We start from the raw sequence: 17,358 nt of genomic DNA on the forward strand, positions 1-17,358 counted from the left end.
GCCTTGCACGGCGCTGAGGCGCGCGTTTGCTTCGAGGGTGATAGTCCGTGCTTCTTAAATTCCCGGGTCGTTCGGCCGTCGTCCTCGCCGCCGTTCTCGTCTCCGTCACGGTCGCGGGCTGCGCCGGCAAGGCCAAGAAGCCGACCCTGGTCTATGAAGAGCGGCCGGTGGAGCTGCTTTACGCCACCGGTGCTGACCGGCTGGATCGCGGCAGCTGGAACGAGGCCGTCGACTACTTCCGCGAAGTCGAACGCCAGCATCCCTATTCGGAGTGGTCGCGCCGCTCGATCCTGATGACCGGCTTCGCCCATTATCAGGGCAACCAGTACAATGACGCCATCGGCGACGCCGACCGCTTCATCTCGCTCTATCCCGGCAATCCGTCGGCCTCCTACGCCTACTATCTGAAGGCCGTTTGCTATTTCGAGCAGATCGTCGACGTGAATCGCGACCAGGCGGCCACCGAGCAGGCCCTGGCCTCTCTGCGGGACGTCGTGCAGCGCTATCCGTCCAGCGAATATGCCCAGGACGCCCGCCTGAAGATCGACATGGTCAATGACCAGCTGGCCGGCAAGGAAATGGCGATCGGGCGCTACTATCTGCGCCAGGGTCAGGCCCTGGCCGCCATCGGCCGCTTCAAGACGGTGATCGACCGTCACCAGACCACGTCCCACACCCCCGAGGCGCTCTACCGCCTTGTGGAGTCCTATCTGACGCTCGGCCTGACCGAAGAGGCCAAGCGCAACGGCGCGGTACTGGGCTTCAACTTCCCCGGCGATCGCTGGTACATGGACGCCTACAAGCTCCTGAACGACGCCGGTCTCAAGCCCGCCGTCGAGCCTCTGACTCCCGGTGCCAAGAAGAACCTGCTGGACCGCCTGGTGCGCGACAAGAACGCCACCCTGGCTCCTCCCGGTGAAAAGCCGGCCGGTAAGGGCGGCGTCCGCGGCGCGCTCGGGCTCTAGGCTTCTGTTTTAGAGCCCTTATCGTCCGCCCCTGATGAAGCCGTCAGGTTGGATGGGGCTCCAGCCGGACCGGGCGCGCGCCTTTCGGAACACAAGCTGAACATCAGGGCGTCTGAGCGCTTTGAGAAACGCTGATTCTGCGCGATTCTCCGCGACATGCTGATTGGCCTCTCCATTCGCGACGTCGTGCTCATCGAGAGCCTGGATCTGGCCATTGGTCCGGGGCTGACGGCCCTGACCGGTGAAACCGGGGCCGGAAAATCGATCATCCTCGACGCCCTGGGCCTCGCCACCGGCGCAAGGGCCGACGCCGGCCTCGTGCGACGCGGCGCGACGGGCCAGGCCTCGGCCACTGCCATCTTCGCCCTGCCGGCCGACCACCCCGCCTTTGCCTATCTGGACGACAAGGGGCTGGACTACGGCCGCGACGAGGATCTGGTCCTGCGTCGCCAACTGTCGCCGGACGGCCGGTCCCGGGCCTTTGTCAATGACCAGGCCACCAGTGTCGGCGTGCTCAAGGATCTGGGTGCCCTGCTGCTCGAGGTGCACGGCCAGCACGAAACGGTCGGCCTGCTGGATCCACGCACCCACCGCACCCTGCTGGATACCTTTGGCGGGGTCGCGGTCTCGGCCGTAGCCTCGGCCTGGAGCGGCTGGCGGGCGGCGCGCGAGAAGGCCGAGGCCCTTCGTGCCCTGGCCAATCAGGCCGCTGCCGAGACCGAAGAGCTGACCCTTCGCCTGGCCGAGCTGGATCGTCTCGACCCTCGTGAAGGCGAGGAAACCGCCCTGGCCGAGGAACGCGCCCTGCTGGGTTCAGCCGAAAAGGCCCTGGCCGATATCGCCTCGGCCCAGGATGCCCTCGGCGGTGATGCCCTGTCCGGCAAGCTGGCCCAGGCCTTCCGCGCCCTGGAGCGGGCGCGCGAACGGGCCCTGCACGCCGGGGCTCCAGCGGACGGCGCGGCCATGACCCGCCTGACGGCCGCCTGCGATGCCGTCGACCGGGCCTTGGTCGAGGCCCAGGAGGCCAGCGCTGCCATCGACGCCGTGGCCGAGAGCTTCGAGTTCGAACCTGACCGGCTGGAAAAGACCGAGGAGCGCCTGTTCGCCCTGCGCGCTATGGCCCGCAAGCTGAATGTCGCCACCGAAAACCTGCCGTCCCTGCGCGCCGAGTTCGCGACCCGCCTGCAGGCCATCGAGACCTCAAGCGAGGCGCTGAAGGCCGCCGAGGACGAAGCCGCCTCGGCCCGCGATGGCTACATCTTCGCGGCCGAAGCCCTGACGGCCGAGCGTCTGGCCGCCGGTGATCGCCTTGCCGTGGCGGTCGAGGCCGAGCTGGCACCGCTGAAACTGGACAAGGCCAGGTTCCGGGTGGCGGTCGAGCCTCTGCCGGAGGACCGGGTCGGTCCGACCGGCATGGATCGGGTGGCCTTCGAGATTTCAACCAATCCCGGGGCCCCCTTCGGCCCGATGGAAGCCATCGCCTCCGGTGGCGAGCTGGCGCGTTTCGCCCTGGCGCTGAAGGCGGCCCTGGCCGGGCGCGGGTCGGGTCCCCAACCGCTGATGATTTTCGACGAAGTCGACCAGGGCGTCGGCGGAGCGGTGGCGGACGCCGTGGGGCAGCGGCTCAAGCGTCTGGCCGAGAATGCACAGGTGCTGGTGGTGACCCATTCGGCTCAGGTTGCGGCTCGCGGCGACGCCCACTGGCGGATCGCCAAGTCCGGCGACGATCAGGCGATCCGTACCCGCGTCGAGCCCCTGTCGCCCGGTCAGCGCGAGGAAGAAATTGCTCGCATGCTATCCGGCGCTGAGGTCACTGAGGCGGCGCGCGCGGCGGCTCGAGCGCTGATCAGCTAGGATCTGCAGACATACTGATCGCTCTGACGCGACAGTCTCGTCTTTCGACAAGCTCAAGATGAGGCCTTTGCAGGTTCCGGCGATGAAACAGCGCTCATCCTGACGGCGCGCTCGGCACGGCGAGGCGAGGGAAGGGAAGGGAAGGGAAGGGCTTCGGAGCCTGCGTCAGGGCTGACGCGTAATAGCCTGAGAGTTCCGGCGCAGCGTCACGGGCTGAACTTCCCTTGATCAGGATCAAGGTAATGAGGTTGCGGCGCTCTACAGCTTGGCTGTGAGCAAGACCAAACCCTCTCGACTGAAACGGTTTTTCGCCCAGCTGGGCCCGGGGCTGATCACCGGCGCGGCGGATGATGACCCCAGCGGCATCGGCACCCACAGCCAGGTTGGCGCCGAGTTTGGCTATGGCCTGGCCTGGACCTTCGTTCTCAGCTTTCCCCTGCTCGCCGTCATTCAGCAGGTCGCCGCCGAGATCGGCCGGGTCTCCGGGGGCGGCATAGCCCGCAACCTGCGCCGCCATTACCCACGCCCCTTGCTGATTGGCGTCGTCCTGCTGTTGCTGGTCGCCAACATCATCAATCTTGGCGCGGATCTGAGTGCGATGGGCGCGGCCCTGTCGCTGCTGACCGGTGGCCCTAGTGCCCTCTATACGCTGCTGTTCGGCGTGTTCTGCGTCGTGGTCGAAGTCTTCCTGGACTATGCCCGTTACGCAGCCGTGCTGAAGTGGACCACCCTGTCCCTGCTCAGCTACTTCGCCGTGGTGATGGTTGCGGGTGTGCCCTGGGGCCAGGCCCTGCTGGCCCTGGTCGTTCCTGAGATCCAGTGGAACGCAGCCTATGCGACCGCCTTCGTAGCGATCCTCGGCACGACCATCAGCCCCTATCTGTTCTTCTGGCAGGCCGGCCAGGAGATCGAGGAGCAGCACCGCCATCACGCCAAACCCCTGTGCATCACCCCCAGGGAGGCTGGCCCGGAGCTGCGGCGCATCCGTGCCGACACGCTGGTGGGCATGTCCTTCAGCACGCTGGTCTCGCTGGCGATCGTCTTTGCCACCGCCGCGACCCTTCACGCGCACGGGATCACCACCATCACCACATCGGCCCAGGCGGCCGAGGCGCTGAAACCCATTGCCGGACCGTTTGCCTTCGCGCTGTTCGCGGTGGGCATTATCGGCACGGGCCTGCTCGCCGTGCCGGTGCTGGCGGGATCAGCGGCCTATGCCGTGACCGAGATGGTCGGCGTGGCCGGCAGCCTCGACGCCAAGCCCAAGCGCGCGCGCCTGTTCTACGCCACGATCGCCGTGACCACCTTGCTTGGGGCGTCGCTCAACTACATCGGGATCGATCCGGCCCGCGCGCTCTACTGGGCCGCCGTGGTCAACGGCGTTCTGGCTGCGCCCCTGATGGCGGTGATGATGCTGATCGTTCGCAATCCCAGGGCCATGGGCCGGCTCACCCTGTCCAATGGCGAGACGGCCCTGGGATGGGCCGCGACGGCGGTCATGACTGCCGCGACGGTGATCTTCTTTGTAACGGCACTCTAGGTCTAACGAACAGGCTGGCGTGCGCCGGAAGGAGCGTTTTGCGCCGGCATCGGCTAAAATCCCGGCGACACCCCTCAAGCCGGATTCGCCCGTGACCCTGATCCCCGTCGCCGACCTGTCCGAGACCGAGGCTGCCAGCGAACTGGCCCGACTGGCCGATGATCTGGCCGAGCACGACCTGCGCTATCACCAGCAGGACGCGCCCACGATCAGCGACGCCGAGTATGATGCGCTCAAGCGTCGCAACCTCGATATCGAGACCCGCTTTCCGCATCTGATCCGGGAGAACTCGCCGTCGATGTCGGTCGGAGCGGCACGGGCCGATCAGTTCTCGCCGGTTGAGCACGGTGTACCGATGCTGAGCCTCGACAACGCCTTCTCCAATGACGAGGCGACCGAGTTCGATGCGCGGATCCGGCGGTTCCTGAAGCTGTCGGCGGACGAGACTGTCGCCTATACGGCCGAACCCAAGATCGATGGCCTGTCGGCCTCTCTCCGGTACGAGAAGGGGGTGCTGGTCCAGGGCGCAACCCGGGGCGATGGCCGCGTGGGCGAGGACGTCACCGCCAATCTGCGGACCATCGCCGACATTCCCCATCGCCTGAAGGGCTCGGGCTGGCCCGAGGTGATCGAGGTGCGCGGCGAGGTCTATGTCGAACTGGCTGCTTTCGCCGCCTTCAATGCCGCCGCCGAGGCCGCAGGTCAGCGCACCTATGCCAATCCCCGCAACTTCGCGGCCGGCTCCTTGCGCCAGATCGATCCGAAGATCAGCGCCCAACGCCCGCTGCGGTTCTTCGGCTATGCCTGGGGCCTGGTCAGCGACAGCTTCGCCGGCAGCCAGTGGGAGGCCCTGGCCCAGCTCGAAGCGTGGGGTTTCGTGACCACGGCCCCGCCGGCCAAACGGGTGGAGAATGCCCAGGGCCTGCTCGACATCTATGCCGCCTTCGAGACCCTGCGACCGACCCTGGATTTCGACATCGACGGCGTCGTCTACAAGGTCGACGACCTGGACCGGCAAAGGCGCCTGGGTTTTGTCTCGCGCTCGCCGCGCTGGGCCATCGCCCGCAAGTTCCCGGCCCAGAAGGCCCGCACCATCCTTGAGGCCATCGACCTGCAGGTGGGCCGGACCGGGGCGATCACGCCGGTCGCCCGGCTGAAGCCGGTGACCGTCGGCGGCGTCTCTGTGACCAACGCCACCCTGCACAATGGCGACGAGATCGCCCGACTGGACGTGCGGGTGGGCGACACCGTGGTGATCCAGAGGGCCGGCGACGTGATCCCGCAGATCGTCGAGGTGGCGCTGGAAGCGCGACCGGATCCCGCGCCGCCGGCCTATGAATTCCCCCACGCCTGCCCGTGTCCGCTCAAGACGCCTCTGGCCCGCGAGACCAATGCCTCGGGGACCGAGTCCGTCGTGCGCCGCTGCACGGGTGAGTTTGCCTGTCCGTTCCAGCGGGTGGAGCACCTGCGCCACTTCGTGTCGCGCCGGGCCTTCGACATCGAGGGCCTGGGCGAGAAGCAACTGCAGGCCTTCTTTGACGAGGGCTGGATCAAGGAGCCCGCCGACATCTTCCGCCTGGCTCGAGATGCGGAAAAGCTGGACGCTCTGCGCACCCGCGACGGCTATGGCGAGACCTCGGTGGCCAATCTGGTCAAGGGCATCGAGGCGCGGCGCACCATCGGCCTTGACCGGGTGATCTATGGTCTGGGCATGCGGGACATCGGCGAGACCACCTCGACCGTTCTGGCTCGCCACTTCGACACCTTCGCTGACCTGCAGGCCGCCGCCGAGGCCGCCGCCACGGGCCTGCCGACTGCGACCTATCTGGAGCTTTCCACCGCGCCCGGCGTCGGGCCCAAGGCGCTGGACCTGCTGGTCGAGGTCGGAAAAGGCGGGCTGAAGGCCGATCCGTGGCCGCAGGCCGAGAGCCTGGAGATCAAGATCGGTCATGCCGTGCCCAAGCTGACCAAGCCGGCCCGCGCCGCCCTGACCGAGCGCTACGGAACCTGGGACGCCTTTGCCCAGGCCCTGGCGGAAGCAGCCAACGGCGCGCCGGGTGAGGACTATCTGCACCTGGCCGCTGTCGATGGCGTCGGGCCCGTGGCGGCCCAGTCCCTGGCCCGGTTCTTCAGCGAGGATCACAATCGCCAGAAGGTCGCTGCCCTGGTCGAGCAGCTCGACATCCAGGCCGTGGCCAAGCCCAAGACCGACACCGCCGTAGCCGGCAAGACCGTGGTCTTCACCGGCGCTCTGGAGAAGATGACCCGCGACGAGGCCAAGGCCCAGGCCGAGGCCCTGGGGGCCAAGGTCGCCTCCTCGGTGTCGAAAAAGACCGATCTGGTGGTGGCAGGGCCGGGGGCGGGTTCCAAGCTCAAGACCGCTACCGAACTCGGCATCCAGGTGATGACCGAGGATGAGTGGCTGGCCATGGTGGCCGGTTAGGCTGGTCAAATCTGAAAGTCTTGGCCTTCAATTTGCCTCAGGGCTTGCTGACTTAGCCGTGATCACGCAATCGGTCATCAAACGCGCAGCACAGCGCGAACGAGGGAGAAAACCATGAACCGCACCATCCTCATCGCCTTTGCGGCCCTCGGCGCGCTGGCTGGCCCGGCTTCGGCCGCTGACGTCACCGGCCTGTGGGCCACGCCGACCAATGGCGGACATGTAGAGATCAGCCGCTGCGGGGCCAGTCTCTGCGGCAAGCTGGTGACCTCCAACCAGATCCGCACCAATCCGGCCCTTAAGGATATTCGCAACAAGGACGCCGCCCAGCAGGGGCGCACGCTGAAGGGTTTGCTGCTGCTGTCGGACTTCACGGGCGGCCCCGCCAAGTGGAGCGGCGGCAAGGTGTACAACCCCGATGACGGCGGCACCTATGCGGGCACGCTGGAAATGATCAGCGACACTCAGCTGAAACTGAAGGGCTGCATCGTCGCGCCCCTGTGCAAGACCCAGGTCTGGAACCGGGTGAAATAGGTTTCGAACTCTTGCCCCCTCCGCGCTGCGCGCTCCTCCCCCATAGGGGGAAGATGAGAGCGTCTTCCCCCTACGGGGGAGGACGGCTGCGAAGCAGCCTGGAGGGGGCAAGTCGTCGCTAAAGCGGCGCGCAGGCCTCTTCCATCCAGGCCCGCACTTCGGGTTCAACCCGCGGCCCGACCTCTCTCAGAACGCGGGCGTGATAGGCGTCGAACTGGGCGATCTCTTCGGCCGTGAGCAGGGCCTTGTCGATCAGACGGCGGTCGATGGGGGCCAGGGTCAGGGCTTCGAACCGGTGCATCGGGCGGTCACCGCCGGCAATGTCTTCGGCCGGCATGACCACTTCGAGGTTCTCGATCCGGATCCCGTACTCGCCGTCCTTGTAGTAGCCGGGCTCGTTCGAGACGATCATGCCCGGCTGCAGGGCGATGGTATTGGGGGCCTTGGAGATCCGCTGCGGACCTTCATGAACGCCGAGATAGACCCCGACTCCGTGGCCGGTGCCGTGGTCATAGTCGAGGCCATGGGCCCACAGGGCGGCGCGGGCAAAGGCGTCGATCGCCGACCCGGTCGTGCCGGCCGGGAAACGCAGGCGAGCGATGGCCAGATGGCCCTTCAGGACCAGCGTATTGCGCTGAACCATTTCCGCCGTCGGCTGGCCGATGGCCACGGTGCGGGTGACGTCGGTGGTGCCGTCCAGATACTGGCCGCCGCTGTCGACCAGCAGCAGAGAGCCGAGGGCCGCGCGCTCATTGCTGCGCTCGGTCGGGCGATAGTGGGGCAGGGCACCGTGGCCGTTGGCCGCGCCAATGGTGTCGAAGGACAGATCCTTCAGCACCCCGGTGGCCTCGCGGAAGGCCTCCAGCTTGGTGACGGCTTCCTTCTCGTCCGGCGGGTTGATCTGGCCGTCGGTGGCCAGCCAGTGCAGGAACCGGGTCAGGGCCGCGCCGTCGCGACGATGGGCCTCGCGCGTGCCCTCGAGCTCGACGCTGTTCTTGCAGGCCCGGGGCAGGGTGCAGGGATCCATCCCGCGCACCACCGTCGCCCCGGCGGCGGCCAGGCTGTCGAAGTACCAGGCCGAGGACTGACCCGGATCGACCAGGACGCTCTTGCCCGCCAGGTCGGCCAGGGCGGCGTCGAGGGCGTCCGGGGCCTCCACGCTGACCTGGTTGCCCAGCCAGGCGGGCAAGTCCTCGGTGACCTTGGCCGGATCGACGAACAGACGGGCGGAGCCGTCGGCGCTGACGATCGCCTGGGACAGGGGCAGGGGCGTGCGGATCACGTCGCCGCCGCGGACATTGAACAGCCAGGCAATCGAGGCCGGAGCGGTGATCACCGCGGCGTCGGCGCCCAGGGCTGCGAGGCTCGCGCCGATGCGGCCGCGCTTTGAGGCGGAGTCCTCGCCGGCATGCTCGACCGGTTGCGGCACGATCGGCGCAATCGGCTGAGGCGGACGCGTCGCGCCCCAGGCCTCGTCCAGCGGATTGAGGGCGACGGGTTTCAGTTCGGCACCGGCCTTGGCGGCGGCGGCCTTCAGGCTGTCCAGCGCCTGGGGGCTGTGCAGCCGGGCGTCATAGCCGATCACCGATCCGGCAGACGCCGTCTCCAGATAGGCCGGGACACCGCCCTCGACGAGGTCGCGGATCTCGAACACCCCCTGGTCGACCTGCTCGCGGACCTGCAGGGTGTAGCGCCCGTCGACAAACACGGCGGCACGATCGCTAAGGATCACGCCGGCCCCGGCCGAGCCCGTAAAGCCGCTGGCCCAGGCCAGACGATCATTGGCGGCGGGCAGGTATTCGTTCTGGTGCTCGTCCTCGTGGGGCACGAGGAAGCCATCCAACCCCTGGCGGGCCATGGCGGCGCGGATCAGCGGAACGTGACGTGGACCAAAGGACGGGTCGGTGGATTCATCGAAGGATTGGCGCATGCCCCGATGTAATCCGCCGACCCAAGCCTGGGAAGAGGCTGATTATGGCCGCAGGGGGGGCTGGCTGTCGGGCGACGGCGCGGTGCTATCCGTCCGGGCTGCAGCGCGGTCGGTGGCGTCCTTGGCGGCCTGAGTGGCGTTGGCGGCGGCGCGTTCGGTCTCCCGACGCGCCTCGTCGGCTGCGGCCGCTGCGCTGCGAGCGGCGTTTTCGGCGGCAAGCGCGGCCTGTTGGGCGTTGCTGGTGAGGCTGGACTGAGCGCCTTCCATCATGCCGGCGTTTCGGCCCTGCTCCTGGGCCTGCATCAACTGATCCTGGGTCGTGTCAGCGGGACGCTGGCTCAGCATCACGGCCACGGCGATCACCGCGACAATAGCCACGATGCCCGCCACCATCCAGCCGGTGGTATTGGGTTCGCGCACCGCGACCACGCGTTCGGTCGGCGGGACTCTGGGGTCGGTATAGGTCATCGGGCTATTCCTTGGGCCGGGGACGTTCTGGCTTAGGAAACGTTGTCTTTGGCCCGCGGGTTCCGGCCCCTTGCTCAGGGGCGCTGCAGGACCAGGGTCGCCCAGGCGTCGCGATGGATGCGCGTGACCACCTTGAAGCCGCGCGACAGATAGGCGGCCTTGACCATCCGCTCCTGGGTCCGCAGCAGGCCGGACAGAATGACCGTGCCGCCGGGAACCAGGGCGCGCTTGATGTCCTGGGCCAGGCTGATCAGGGGACGGGCCAGGATGTTGGCAAAGACCAGGTCATAGGGCGCATTGTCGGCGACCAGCCGGTGGCCCAGGCCCGAGGCGTGGACAAATTTCGCATTGGCCTGATTGACCAGGGCATTCTCGCGGGCGATCCGGACGCTGGGCTTGTCGATGTCGGTGCCAACGGCCAGCTTGCTGCCGGTGCGGGCGGCGGCGATGGCCAGAAGGCCCGTGCCGGCCCCGACGTCGAGCACCTTCTTGAAGCTGCGGGCCTTGATCAGGCGGTCATAGGCCTGCAGGCAGCCGACGGTGGTGCCGTGGTGACCGGTGCCGAAGGCCGCCCCGGCCTCGATGCGCAGGTTGACCGTGCTGGCCGGCAGGCGGCCGCGGTCGTGCATGCCATAGACGAAGAACCGTCCGGCCTTGACCGGCGGCAGGCCCGACAGCGCCATGGCCAGCCAGTCGGCATCGGCCAGGACCTCGGTGGTCACCTTGACCTTGTAGCCGGCCAGCACGCTCGCAAGGCCGTCGGATTCTTCCTGGGTGGTCGGGAAGGCGTCGATCCGCCAGATGTTCTTGTCCTCGTCCTCTTCCAGGATCGAGTAGGTCGCGCCTTCGAGGCCGGGGTGGTTGTCGATGGCGTCGGCGGCGGCTTCGGCGTCGAGGCGGCCGCCGCGGGCGACGATCTGTTGGGGCGTATAGTCGGTCATGCCGCTCCAGTACCGATCCCTGAGGCGAAAGGCGAGCCTTTGCGGCGGCTTAGTTCAGCAAAGTCGGTCCTGGCGGGTCGTCTTCGGGCAGGCGAAGGTCGAGGATATCGCCCTGGGCGGAAGGCCAGCGGGTTTCGTCGCGTGCCGGTCGGGTGGCGCGCAGCACCGGAGGCGCGGGCTCGGACGCGACATAGACCATGGGCGGGGGCTCGATCGTGTCATGCGGCGGAGAGGTTTCGCGCGCGGACGGGCCTCGACCAGAAAATCAGTGCCGATCACATAGTCCGGGACCTTGCCGGCCGGCCATTCGATCGGCTGGAGGCGGTCTTCCAGCGCGGCGTAGTTGAGCGGCCGGGTTTCGACGGGGGCTGCCGTCTGGGGTCCGACCTGGGACACCAGCCCCAGAACCGCGCCCAGCATGGCCGCCAGCGGCGCGCCGAACAGCACCGGCCGTGAGACGGCGAAGGTCATCAGTGGCGTTAGATCGAGAGCCATGGACGGATAGCGTCTGAGGCGCTGTTCCGTTCGGTAGGGAGGGCGGATTTCTTCCGGCCGACGCCGCTGGCCCCCTCCTGACCTGCTTCGCAGGTCGTCCTCCCCCCTGCGGGGGGAAGATGAGATTGCCGCCCTACATCTTCCCCCTCCGGGGGAAGACGGCTGCGCAGCAGCCCGTAGGGGGCTAGTACGGGGAAAGACTGCCCTCTATCCCCGTGCTTTCCCGAACAAACCCCAGCCTATTCAACACCCTGTAAAAACAACCACCGCGCCCGTCCGACGCCCCAAAACCTGCCGCATAATCAACCCACCTCGTCGCGAGGAAAGGGCGCAGGGCCAGCGACCATTGCGGCGGCGGGGGGTGATCGAGCGGGGCTGGGCTTCAGGGGGATACTGAAGCGTGTCCGGGGATCTGGTTGCTGGCCAGACCCGCCCGCCGTCGGCGTGGTTGAAGGCAAAAGGGCGTGTCTGGCTGTAAGCCCGTCCTCTTCGACCGCCGGACTGAGCTGGAAACGGCGCGGTCCGGGTCCCGGTAAGGCCTCAACAGGGCCACCTGGCGGGAGGCTGATGGAAAACGGTGACGCGGAGCGGACGGCTTCGTCGAAACGGTATTTTCAATCTCTCATCCGGACGTGGTCCGGACGCTCCGCGACCCTTTCCAGAACCTCAGCGAGGGATCGCGTGGGGGCGTGGAGCTGTGTCAGCCAGACTCGCCCCCTCCTGACCTGCTTCGCAGGTCGTCCTCCCCCGGAGGGGGAAGATGAAATGCGCAGCAGCCCGTAGGGGGCGAATCTGGCGGGACCCTAACCCGGAGCCTGAATGTCACGCCTTCTCAACGAAACTGTCGATGACCTTCTTGTCGCCGGCCTTGTCGAAGGCGACCGACAGCTTGTTGCCCTCGACGCTGGAGACCTGGCCGTAGCCGAACTTGACGTGGAACACCCGGTCACCGCGCTGGAAGGCGCTGGCCCTGGAGGGGGCCGAGACGGCCACCAGGCGGCCTTCGCCCTCGATCGGGGCCGAGCGGCCGCCCGAGCCGCCAGTGCGGGGATTGCTCCAGGAATTGCCGCCGCCGGCCATGCGGTCCTGGGCCCGCTTCCAGCCAGGGCTGGCATAGCCCGAACCGCCGAACGCGCTCTGGCCGGTATCGTCCCAGCGCGAGGCCGCCGTCTGCTGCATGCCTGGACCGCCGCCATAATAGCCGGTCTCGGACGCCGCCTCGACATGGGCCAGGGGCAGTTCATCGACAAAGCGCGACGGCAGCTGGCTGGTCCAGCGACCATAGACCTGGCGATTGGCCACGAAGCTGATCCGGGCCTCTTCGCGGGCCCGGGTGATGCCGACATAGGCCAGGCGCCGTTCTTCCTCGAGCCCCTTGGTGCCCTTGTCGTCCATGCTGCGCTGGCTGGGGAAGACGCCTTCCTCCCAGCCGGGCAGGAACACCAGAGGGAACTCCAGCCCCTTGGCCGAGTGCAGGGTCATGATCCAGACCGCGTCGTCGCCGGCCCCCTTGTCGAGGTCCATGACCAGAGACACGTGCTCCAGATAGGCCTCCAGGGTATCGAAGGCGCTCATCGACTGGACGAGCTCCTTGAGGTTCTCCAGCCGCGTCTGGCTGGTCGGACCCTTGTCGAGGCGCAGGGCGTCAGTATAGCCGCTCTCTTCCAGAACGGCTTCGAGCACCCGCTGGTGGGGCATGGTCTGGGCCAGGGCCCGCCAGCGATCCAGGTCCCGCAGGAAGTTGCTGAGGGCCGTGCGGGTTCGGGCCGGAAGTTCGTCGCTGCCCACCAGGGTGCGCGCCGCCTCGACCGCCGGCAGGCTCTCCAGCCGGGCGACCTGCAGCAGTTTCTGCACCGAGGTATCGCCGATGCCGCGCTTGGGCGTGTTGACGATGCGCTCAAAGGCCAGGTCATCATCCGGCGACTGGATCAGGCGCAGATAGGCGTGGGCGTCGCGGATCTCGGCCCGCTCGAAGAAGCGCGGCCCGCCGACCACCTTGTAGGGGATCTGCAGCATCACGAAGCGCTCTTCGAAGGCGCGCATCTGGAAGCTGGCCCGGACCAGGATGGCCATGTGGCTGTACTTGCGGCCGGCGCGCTTGGCCTTTTCGATCTCGTCCGCGACCATCCGGCTTTCGGCTTCGCCGTCCCAGACGCCGCTGACCTTGACCTTTTCGCCGCCCGCCTCGTCGGTCCAGAGGGTCTTGCCCAGGCGGTCCTTGTTGGCGGTGATCAGGCCCGAGGCGGCGGCCAGAATATGCTCCGTAGACCGATAGTTTCGCTCGAGCCGGACCACCTTGGCGCCGGGGAAATCGCGTTCGAACCGCAGGATGTTGTCGACCTCGGCCCCGCGCCAGCCATAGATCGACTGGTCGTCATCGCCCACGCAGCAGACATTCTGCCGGCCCTGGGCCAGCAGTCGAAGCCAGAGATACTGGGCGATATTGGTGTCCTGGTATTCGTCAACCAGCACATATCTGAAGCGGGTCTGGTAGTCGGTCAGAACGTCGGGATGGCTGGTGAAGATGGTGATGTTGTGCAGCAGCAGGTCGCCGAAGTCGCAGGCATTGAGGATGCGCAAACGATCCTGGTACTGACGATAGAGGATGGTGCCCTTGCCGGCGGCGAACTCGGACCCATCCGCGGGGGGCACGCGATCGGGCGTCCAGCCCTTGTTTTTCCAGTTGTCGATCATCCCCGCCAGGATCTTGGGCGTCCAGCGCTTGGCGTCGATGTTCTCGGCCTCGATCAGCTGCTTCAGCAGCCGTTCCTGGTCGTCATTGTCGATGATCGTATAGCTGGACTTCAGGCCGACCAGCTCGGCATGGCGGCGCAGGATCTGGGCGGCCACCGAGTGGAAGGTGCCGAGCCAGCGCAGGCCCTCGGCCTCGGCCCCGATGATGTGGGTGATCCGCTCGCGCATCTCGCGGGCGGCCTTGTTGGTGAAGGTGACGGCCAGAAGCTCCCAGGGGCGGGCGCGACCCGTCGACAGGATATGGGCCAGACGGGTGGTCAGAACCCGGGTCTTGCCGGTGCCGGCCCCGGCCAGGACCAGGACGGGACCTTCGGTGGTCTCGACCGCCGCCCTTTGCTCGGGGTTCAGCCCGTCCAGATAGCCGGGATCGCCGCCCGGGCCGCGCGGGCGGGCGAGGTCGGAGATGCGCGGGGAGGGGAGATCGCCATGGGGCGGATGCGAGTCGTAGCCTGAAGACATGGAACATATGTAGCACAGACGGGCGGAGGCTTAAGCCCTCCTTGGCGGTTTGCGGAACCGGTCCAGCCCGGAAGGCGTTCAGGAGGCAGCATAGTTGAGGGGAGGCCAGCATGGCCGAGCGCATCCGCCATAACCGTTCTGCGGCCTGGCTTGCCGGACTGGGCCTGCTGGTTGTGGGGCTGACCCTGATGATGGCCTGGCGTCTTGGCGGGTCTGCAAATCTGCCCGGACACCTGTCCTTTCGGACGGGATTGGCCCGGCCGAGCCCGATGCCTGAACCTCAGCCCCTGCCGTCGCCGACCTCTTCCCGACCGGGCTGAGCTGCGAGGGCCTGCCTGAGGGCAAAGACCCGGCAGGCGGAAGCCAGGGGGCTCTCGCCGCGCCCGGTGTCGATGCGCTGGATCAGGGCGGCCATGCTCAGGCTCTCGGCTGCGGCAGCCATCTCGAGGGCCCACCAGAATTCCGGTTCCAGCGCCAAGGATGTGGCGTGGCCGGCCAGATTGACCGAACGCTTTTTGAGACTGCCCATGGCGGCCATTTGCCTCTTGAAAAAAGGTGACGCGATGTCACCTTCGTTGCGTCCGCTCGGAGCATGCCTCATGAACGCCGCCACGCAAGTCCTTGATCATGCTGCCCCGCCCGGCTTCGTGCCGAAAAGGCGCGATGCCTTCCGGCTGCAGCCGATCCGGGCCCTCCAAGCCCTGCGCCGGCTGATCGCCGACAAGGAAGACACCGCCCAGGTGTTCGAAATCATGCGGGCCCTGGCCGGCAAGGCGGTTCCCAACGGCTATCGCCGTCTGCTGTCGACCCCGGAAGGCGGGCGCATCGCCTATGAGCGCGACGAATTCGCACTTCGCCTGTCCGACAAGGCCTGGCTGGCCCAGTTCGCGCCGGGGACGGTCGGGGCGGCCTATCGGGACTTCATCGCCCCGCGTGGCCTGTCGGCCGAGGGCCTGGCCGACGAAAGCCGCAAGGTGGCCGACAACGATGTCGACGCCTTGCATCCGCTCGCCTGGTACGGCCGGCGCCTGCGGGATGTCCACGATGTCTGGCATGTTCTGACCGGCTACAGCACCGATGCTTTGGGCGAGGTCTGCGTGGTCGCCTTTTCCTATGCCCAGACCCGCAGCCTGGGCTTTGCCGCGATCGCCCTGGCCGGCGCGCGGGAGTTTTCGCGGGCCCGCAATGGCCATCCCTATGGGGCCGCTGTGCGCCAGGCCTGGAAAAACGGCAAGGCCGCAGCCTGGCTGCCTGCGGTCGACTATCCGGCCCTGTTCGCCCTGCCGCTCGACGAGGCGCGCAGGCGGCTGGGGATCCAGCCCAACAGTATCTACCTCGCCATCCCCCCTGAACGGCGTGATCGCCTCGACGCCGCCCCCATGGCATAGACCGCCTGGACGCAAGGGGGCGGCAACAGCCCGCGGGGAGCGCAGGATGCAGAACGAGCGGGCCATAAGGTCGATCGTGATTGTCGGCGGTGGCACGGCCGGCTGGATGGCCGCTGCCGCCCTCAGATCTGCCCTGGGCCGGGGCAGCTCGATCCAGCTGATCGAGTCGGCCGAGATCGGCATTGTGGGGGTGGGTGAGGCCACGATTCCGGCCATCCGCCAGTTCAATGCCCTGATCGGCCTGAAGGAAGCCGCCTTCATGCGGCAGACCAAGGCCAGCCTGAAGCTCGGGATCGAGTTCGTGGGCTGGGGCGATGCCGAGAGTCGCTACCTGCACCCCTTCGGCGTCTTTGGTCCGCACAACGAACTGGGCGACTTTCACCAGCTCTATCTGATGCTGCGCGACAAGGGTCTGGCCGATGACATCGGGGCCTATTCCCTCTGCGGCCACGCTGCGCGGCGCGGCCGGGTCGCCGCGCCGACCGTTGATCCGGCCTCACCCCTGAGCCGTTTCACCTCGGCCTATCATTTCGACGCCATTCTTTACGGCCGCCACCTGCGTCGCTTCAGCGAACAGCTGGGCGTCAAACGGCTTGAGGGCGAGGTCATAGACGTCACCTTGCGCAGCGAGGATGGCTTCGTCGAGAGCCTGACCCTGAAGGACGGCCAGACTGTCTCGGCCGACCTGTTCATCGACTGCACCGGCTTTCGCGGCCTCCTGATCGAGGGCGCTCTCAAGACCGGCTATGACGACTGGAGCCATTGGCTACCGGTTGATCGGGCGGTGGCGGTTCCGTGTGAGCGCGTCGGGCCGATCACGCCCTATACGACCTCGACCGTTCGCGAGGCTGGCTGGCAATGGCGCATTCCTCTGCAGCATCGCACCGGCAATGGCTATGTCTATTCCAGCCGCTTCACGACAGAAGAGATCGCCACCCGGACCCTGATGGACAATCTGGACGGCGCGCCCCTGGCAGAGCCGAGGCATCTGCGGTTTGTCACCGGCCGCCGGCGCAAGGCCTGGAACCGCAATGTTGTCGCGCTCGGCCTGGCCAGCGGGTTTCTGGAGCCGCTCGAGTCGACCAGCATCCACATGGTCCATTCCGGCCTGGTGAAGCTGCTGCAGCATTTTCCCGACCGGGAATTCAGTCCGGTAAATATCGACACCTATAACCGACGGGTCAGCGAGGAAGCCCAGGAGGTGCGGGACTTCATCATCCTGCACTATCATGCCACCACAAGGCGGGACTCCGAGTTCTGGAGCTATGTCGCCAGCATGCCGATTCCGGACAGCCTGAGGGATCGCATCGCGATCTTCCGGGACCGGGGGATGCTGGTTTCGCGGCCTGACGAGCTTTTCTCCCAGAGTTCCTGGCTTGCGGTCATGCTGGGACAGGGCGTGATCCCGCAGAGCTACAATCCGCTCGCCGACCGGTCTGATCCGCAGGACACGGCCGCCAGCTTTGCGGCCCTCCAGCGCCAGATTGCCCAATTGGTCGAGACCATGCCAGACCATGAGGCCTTCCTGGCCCAGAACAACATGCTGGACACTGTCGAGGCGTGATCGGGGAGGCGGCGGCAGCAGGT

At 67.2% G+C, this 17,358-nt stretch carries 13 protein-coding genes; 7 read left to right on the forward strand and 6 right to left on the reverse strand.

From position 1 onward, the window contains the following. Positions 1–47: 47 nt before the first annotated feature. The 5 genes from ACW17U_RS05050 to ACW17U_RS05070 all read left to right on the forward strand — a co-directional run bounded on the left by ACW17U_RS05050 (position 48) and on the right by ACW17U_RS05070 (position 7,336). Positions 48–965 carry an outer membrane protein assembly factor BamD gene (locus ACW17U_RS05050; RefSeq protein ID WP_062147363.1) on the forward strand — a complete coding sequence of 306 codons (918 nt, stop codon included), beginning with the start codon at positions 48–50 and terminating at the stop codon, positions 963–965. A gap of 156 nt (positions 966–1,121) precedes the next feature. Beyond that, positions 1,122–2,819 carry a DNA repair protein RecN gene (gene recN, locus ACW17U_RS05055; RefSeq protein WP_492055079.1) on the forward strand — a complete coding sequence of 566 codons (1,698 nt, stop codon included), beginning with the start codon at positions 1,122–1,124 and terminating at the stop codon, positions 2,817–2,819. 271 nt (positions 2,820–3,090) lie between these two features. After that, complete coding sequence (locus ACW17U_RS05060; RefSeq protein WP_492055080.1) at positions 3,091–4,359, forward strand: NRAMP family divalent metal transporter; 1,269 nt, start codon at positions 3,091–3,093, stop codon at positions 4,357–4,359. A gap of 91 nt (positions 4,360–4,450) precedes the next feature. After that, entirely contained in the window at positions 4,451–6,802 is a 2,352-nt protein-coding gene (gene ligA, locus ACW17U_RS05065; RefSeq protein WP_492055081.1) for an NAD-dependent DNA ligase LigA, read from the forward strand. A 114-nt stretch (positions 6,803–6,916) separates the two neighbouring features. Further along, positions 6,917–7,336 (forward strand): DUF2147 domain-containing protein, encoded by a 420-nt coding sequence (locus tag ACW17U_RS05070; RefSeq protein WP_062147352.1) that lies wholly within the window; start codon positions 6,917–6,919, stop codon positions 7,334–7,336. Between the two features lie 118 nt (positions 7,337–7,454). Here the strand turns inward: ACW17U_RS05070 and ACW17U_RS05075 are convergent, their stop codons facing one another. From ACW17U_RS05075 to ACW17U_RS05100, 6 genes are all read right to left on the reverse strand, one after another. Continuing rightward, positions 7,455–9,266 carry an aminopeptidase P family protein gene (locus ACW17U_RS05075; protein WP_492055082.1) on the reverse strand — a complete coding sequence of 604 codons (1,812 nt, stop codon included), beginning with the start codon at positions 9,264–9,266 and terminating at the stop codon, positions 7,455–7,457. Positions 9,267–9,308: 42 nt separating this feature from the next. Beyond that, a complete protein-coding gene (locus ACW17U_RS05080; RefSeq protein WP_492055083.1) occupies positions 9,309–9,734 on the reverse strand; it encodes a hypothetical protein in 426 nt (141 codons plus the stop codon). 74 nt (positions 9,735–9,808) lie between these two features. Then, positions 9,809–10,675 (reverse strand): 50S ribosomal protein L11 methyltransferase, encoded by an 867-nt coding sequence (locus tag ACW17U_RS05085; RefSeq protein ID WP_492055084.1) that lies wholly within the window; start codon positions 10,673–10,675, stop codon positions 9,809–9,811. A gap of 54 nt (positions 10,676–10,729) precedes the next feature. Then, positions 10,730–11,170 (reverse strand): hypothetical protein, encoded by a 441-nt coding sequence (locus ACW17U_RS05090; RefSeq protein ID WP_492055085.1) that lies wholly within the window; start codon positions 11,168–11,170, stop codon positions 10,730–10,732. 822 nt (positions 11,171–11,992) lie between these two features. Then, on the reverse strand, positions 11,993–14,383 hold the full coding sequence (locus tag ACW17U_RS05095; RefSeq protein WP_492055086.1) for an ATP-dependent helicase: 2,391 nt from the start codon (positions 14,381–14,383) through the stop codon (positions 11,993–11,995). Positions 14,384–14,663: 280 nt separating this feature from the next. Next, complete coding sequence (locus ACW17U_RS05100; RefSeq protein WP_492055087.1) at positions 14,664–14,912, reverse strand: ribbon-helix-helix domain-containing protein; 249 nt, start codon at positions 14,910–14,912, stop codon at positions 14,664–14,666. Positions 14,913–14,982: 70 nt separating this feature from the next. On the opposite strand from ACW17U_RS05100, the gene ACW17U_RS05105 reads away from it, so the two are divergent. Both ACW17U_RS05105 and ACW17U_RS05110 read left to right on the forward strand, forming a co-directional pair. Beyond that, entirely contained in the window at positions 14,983–15,771 is a 789-nt protein-coding gene (locus ACW17U_RS05105) for a Coq4 family protein (RefSeq protein ID WP_492055088.1), read from the forward strand. Between the two features lie 46 nt (positions 15,772–15,817). Next, positions 15,818–17,335 (forward strand): tryptophan halogenase family protein, encoded by a 1,518-nt coding sequence (locus tag ACW17U_RS05110; RefSeq protein WP_492055089.1) that lies wholly within the window; start codon positions 15,818–15,820, stop codon positions 17,333–17,335. Positions 17,336–17,358: the final 23 nt, after the last annotated feature.

It is taken from the genome of Caulobacter sp. AVps16, assembly GCF_058681455.1.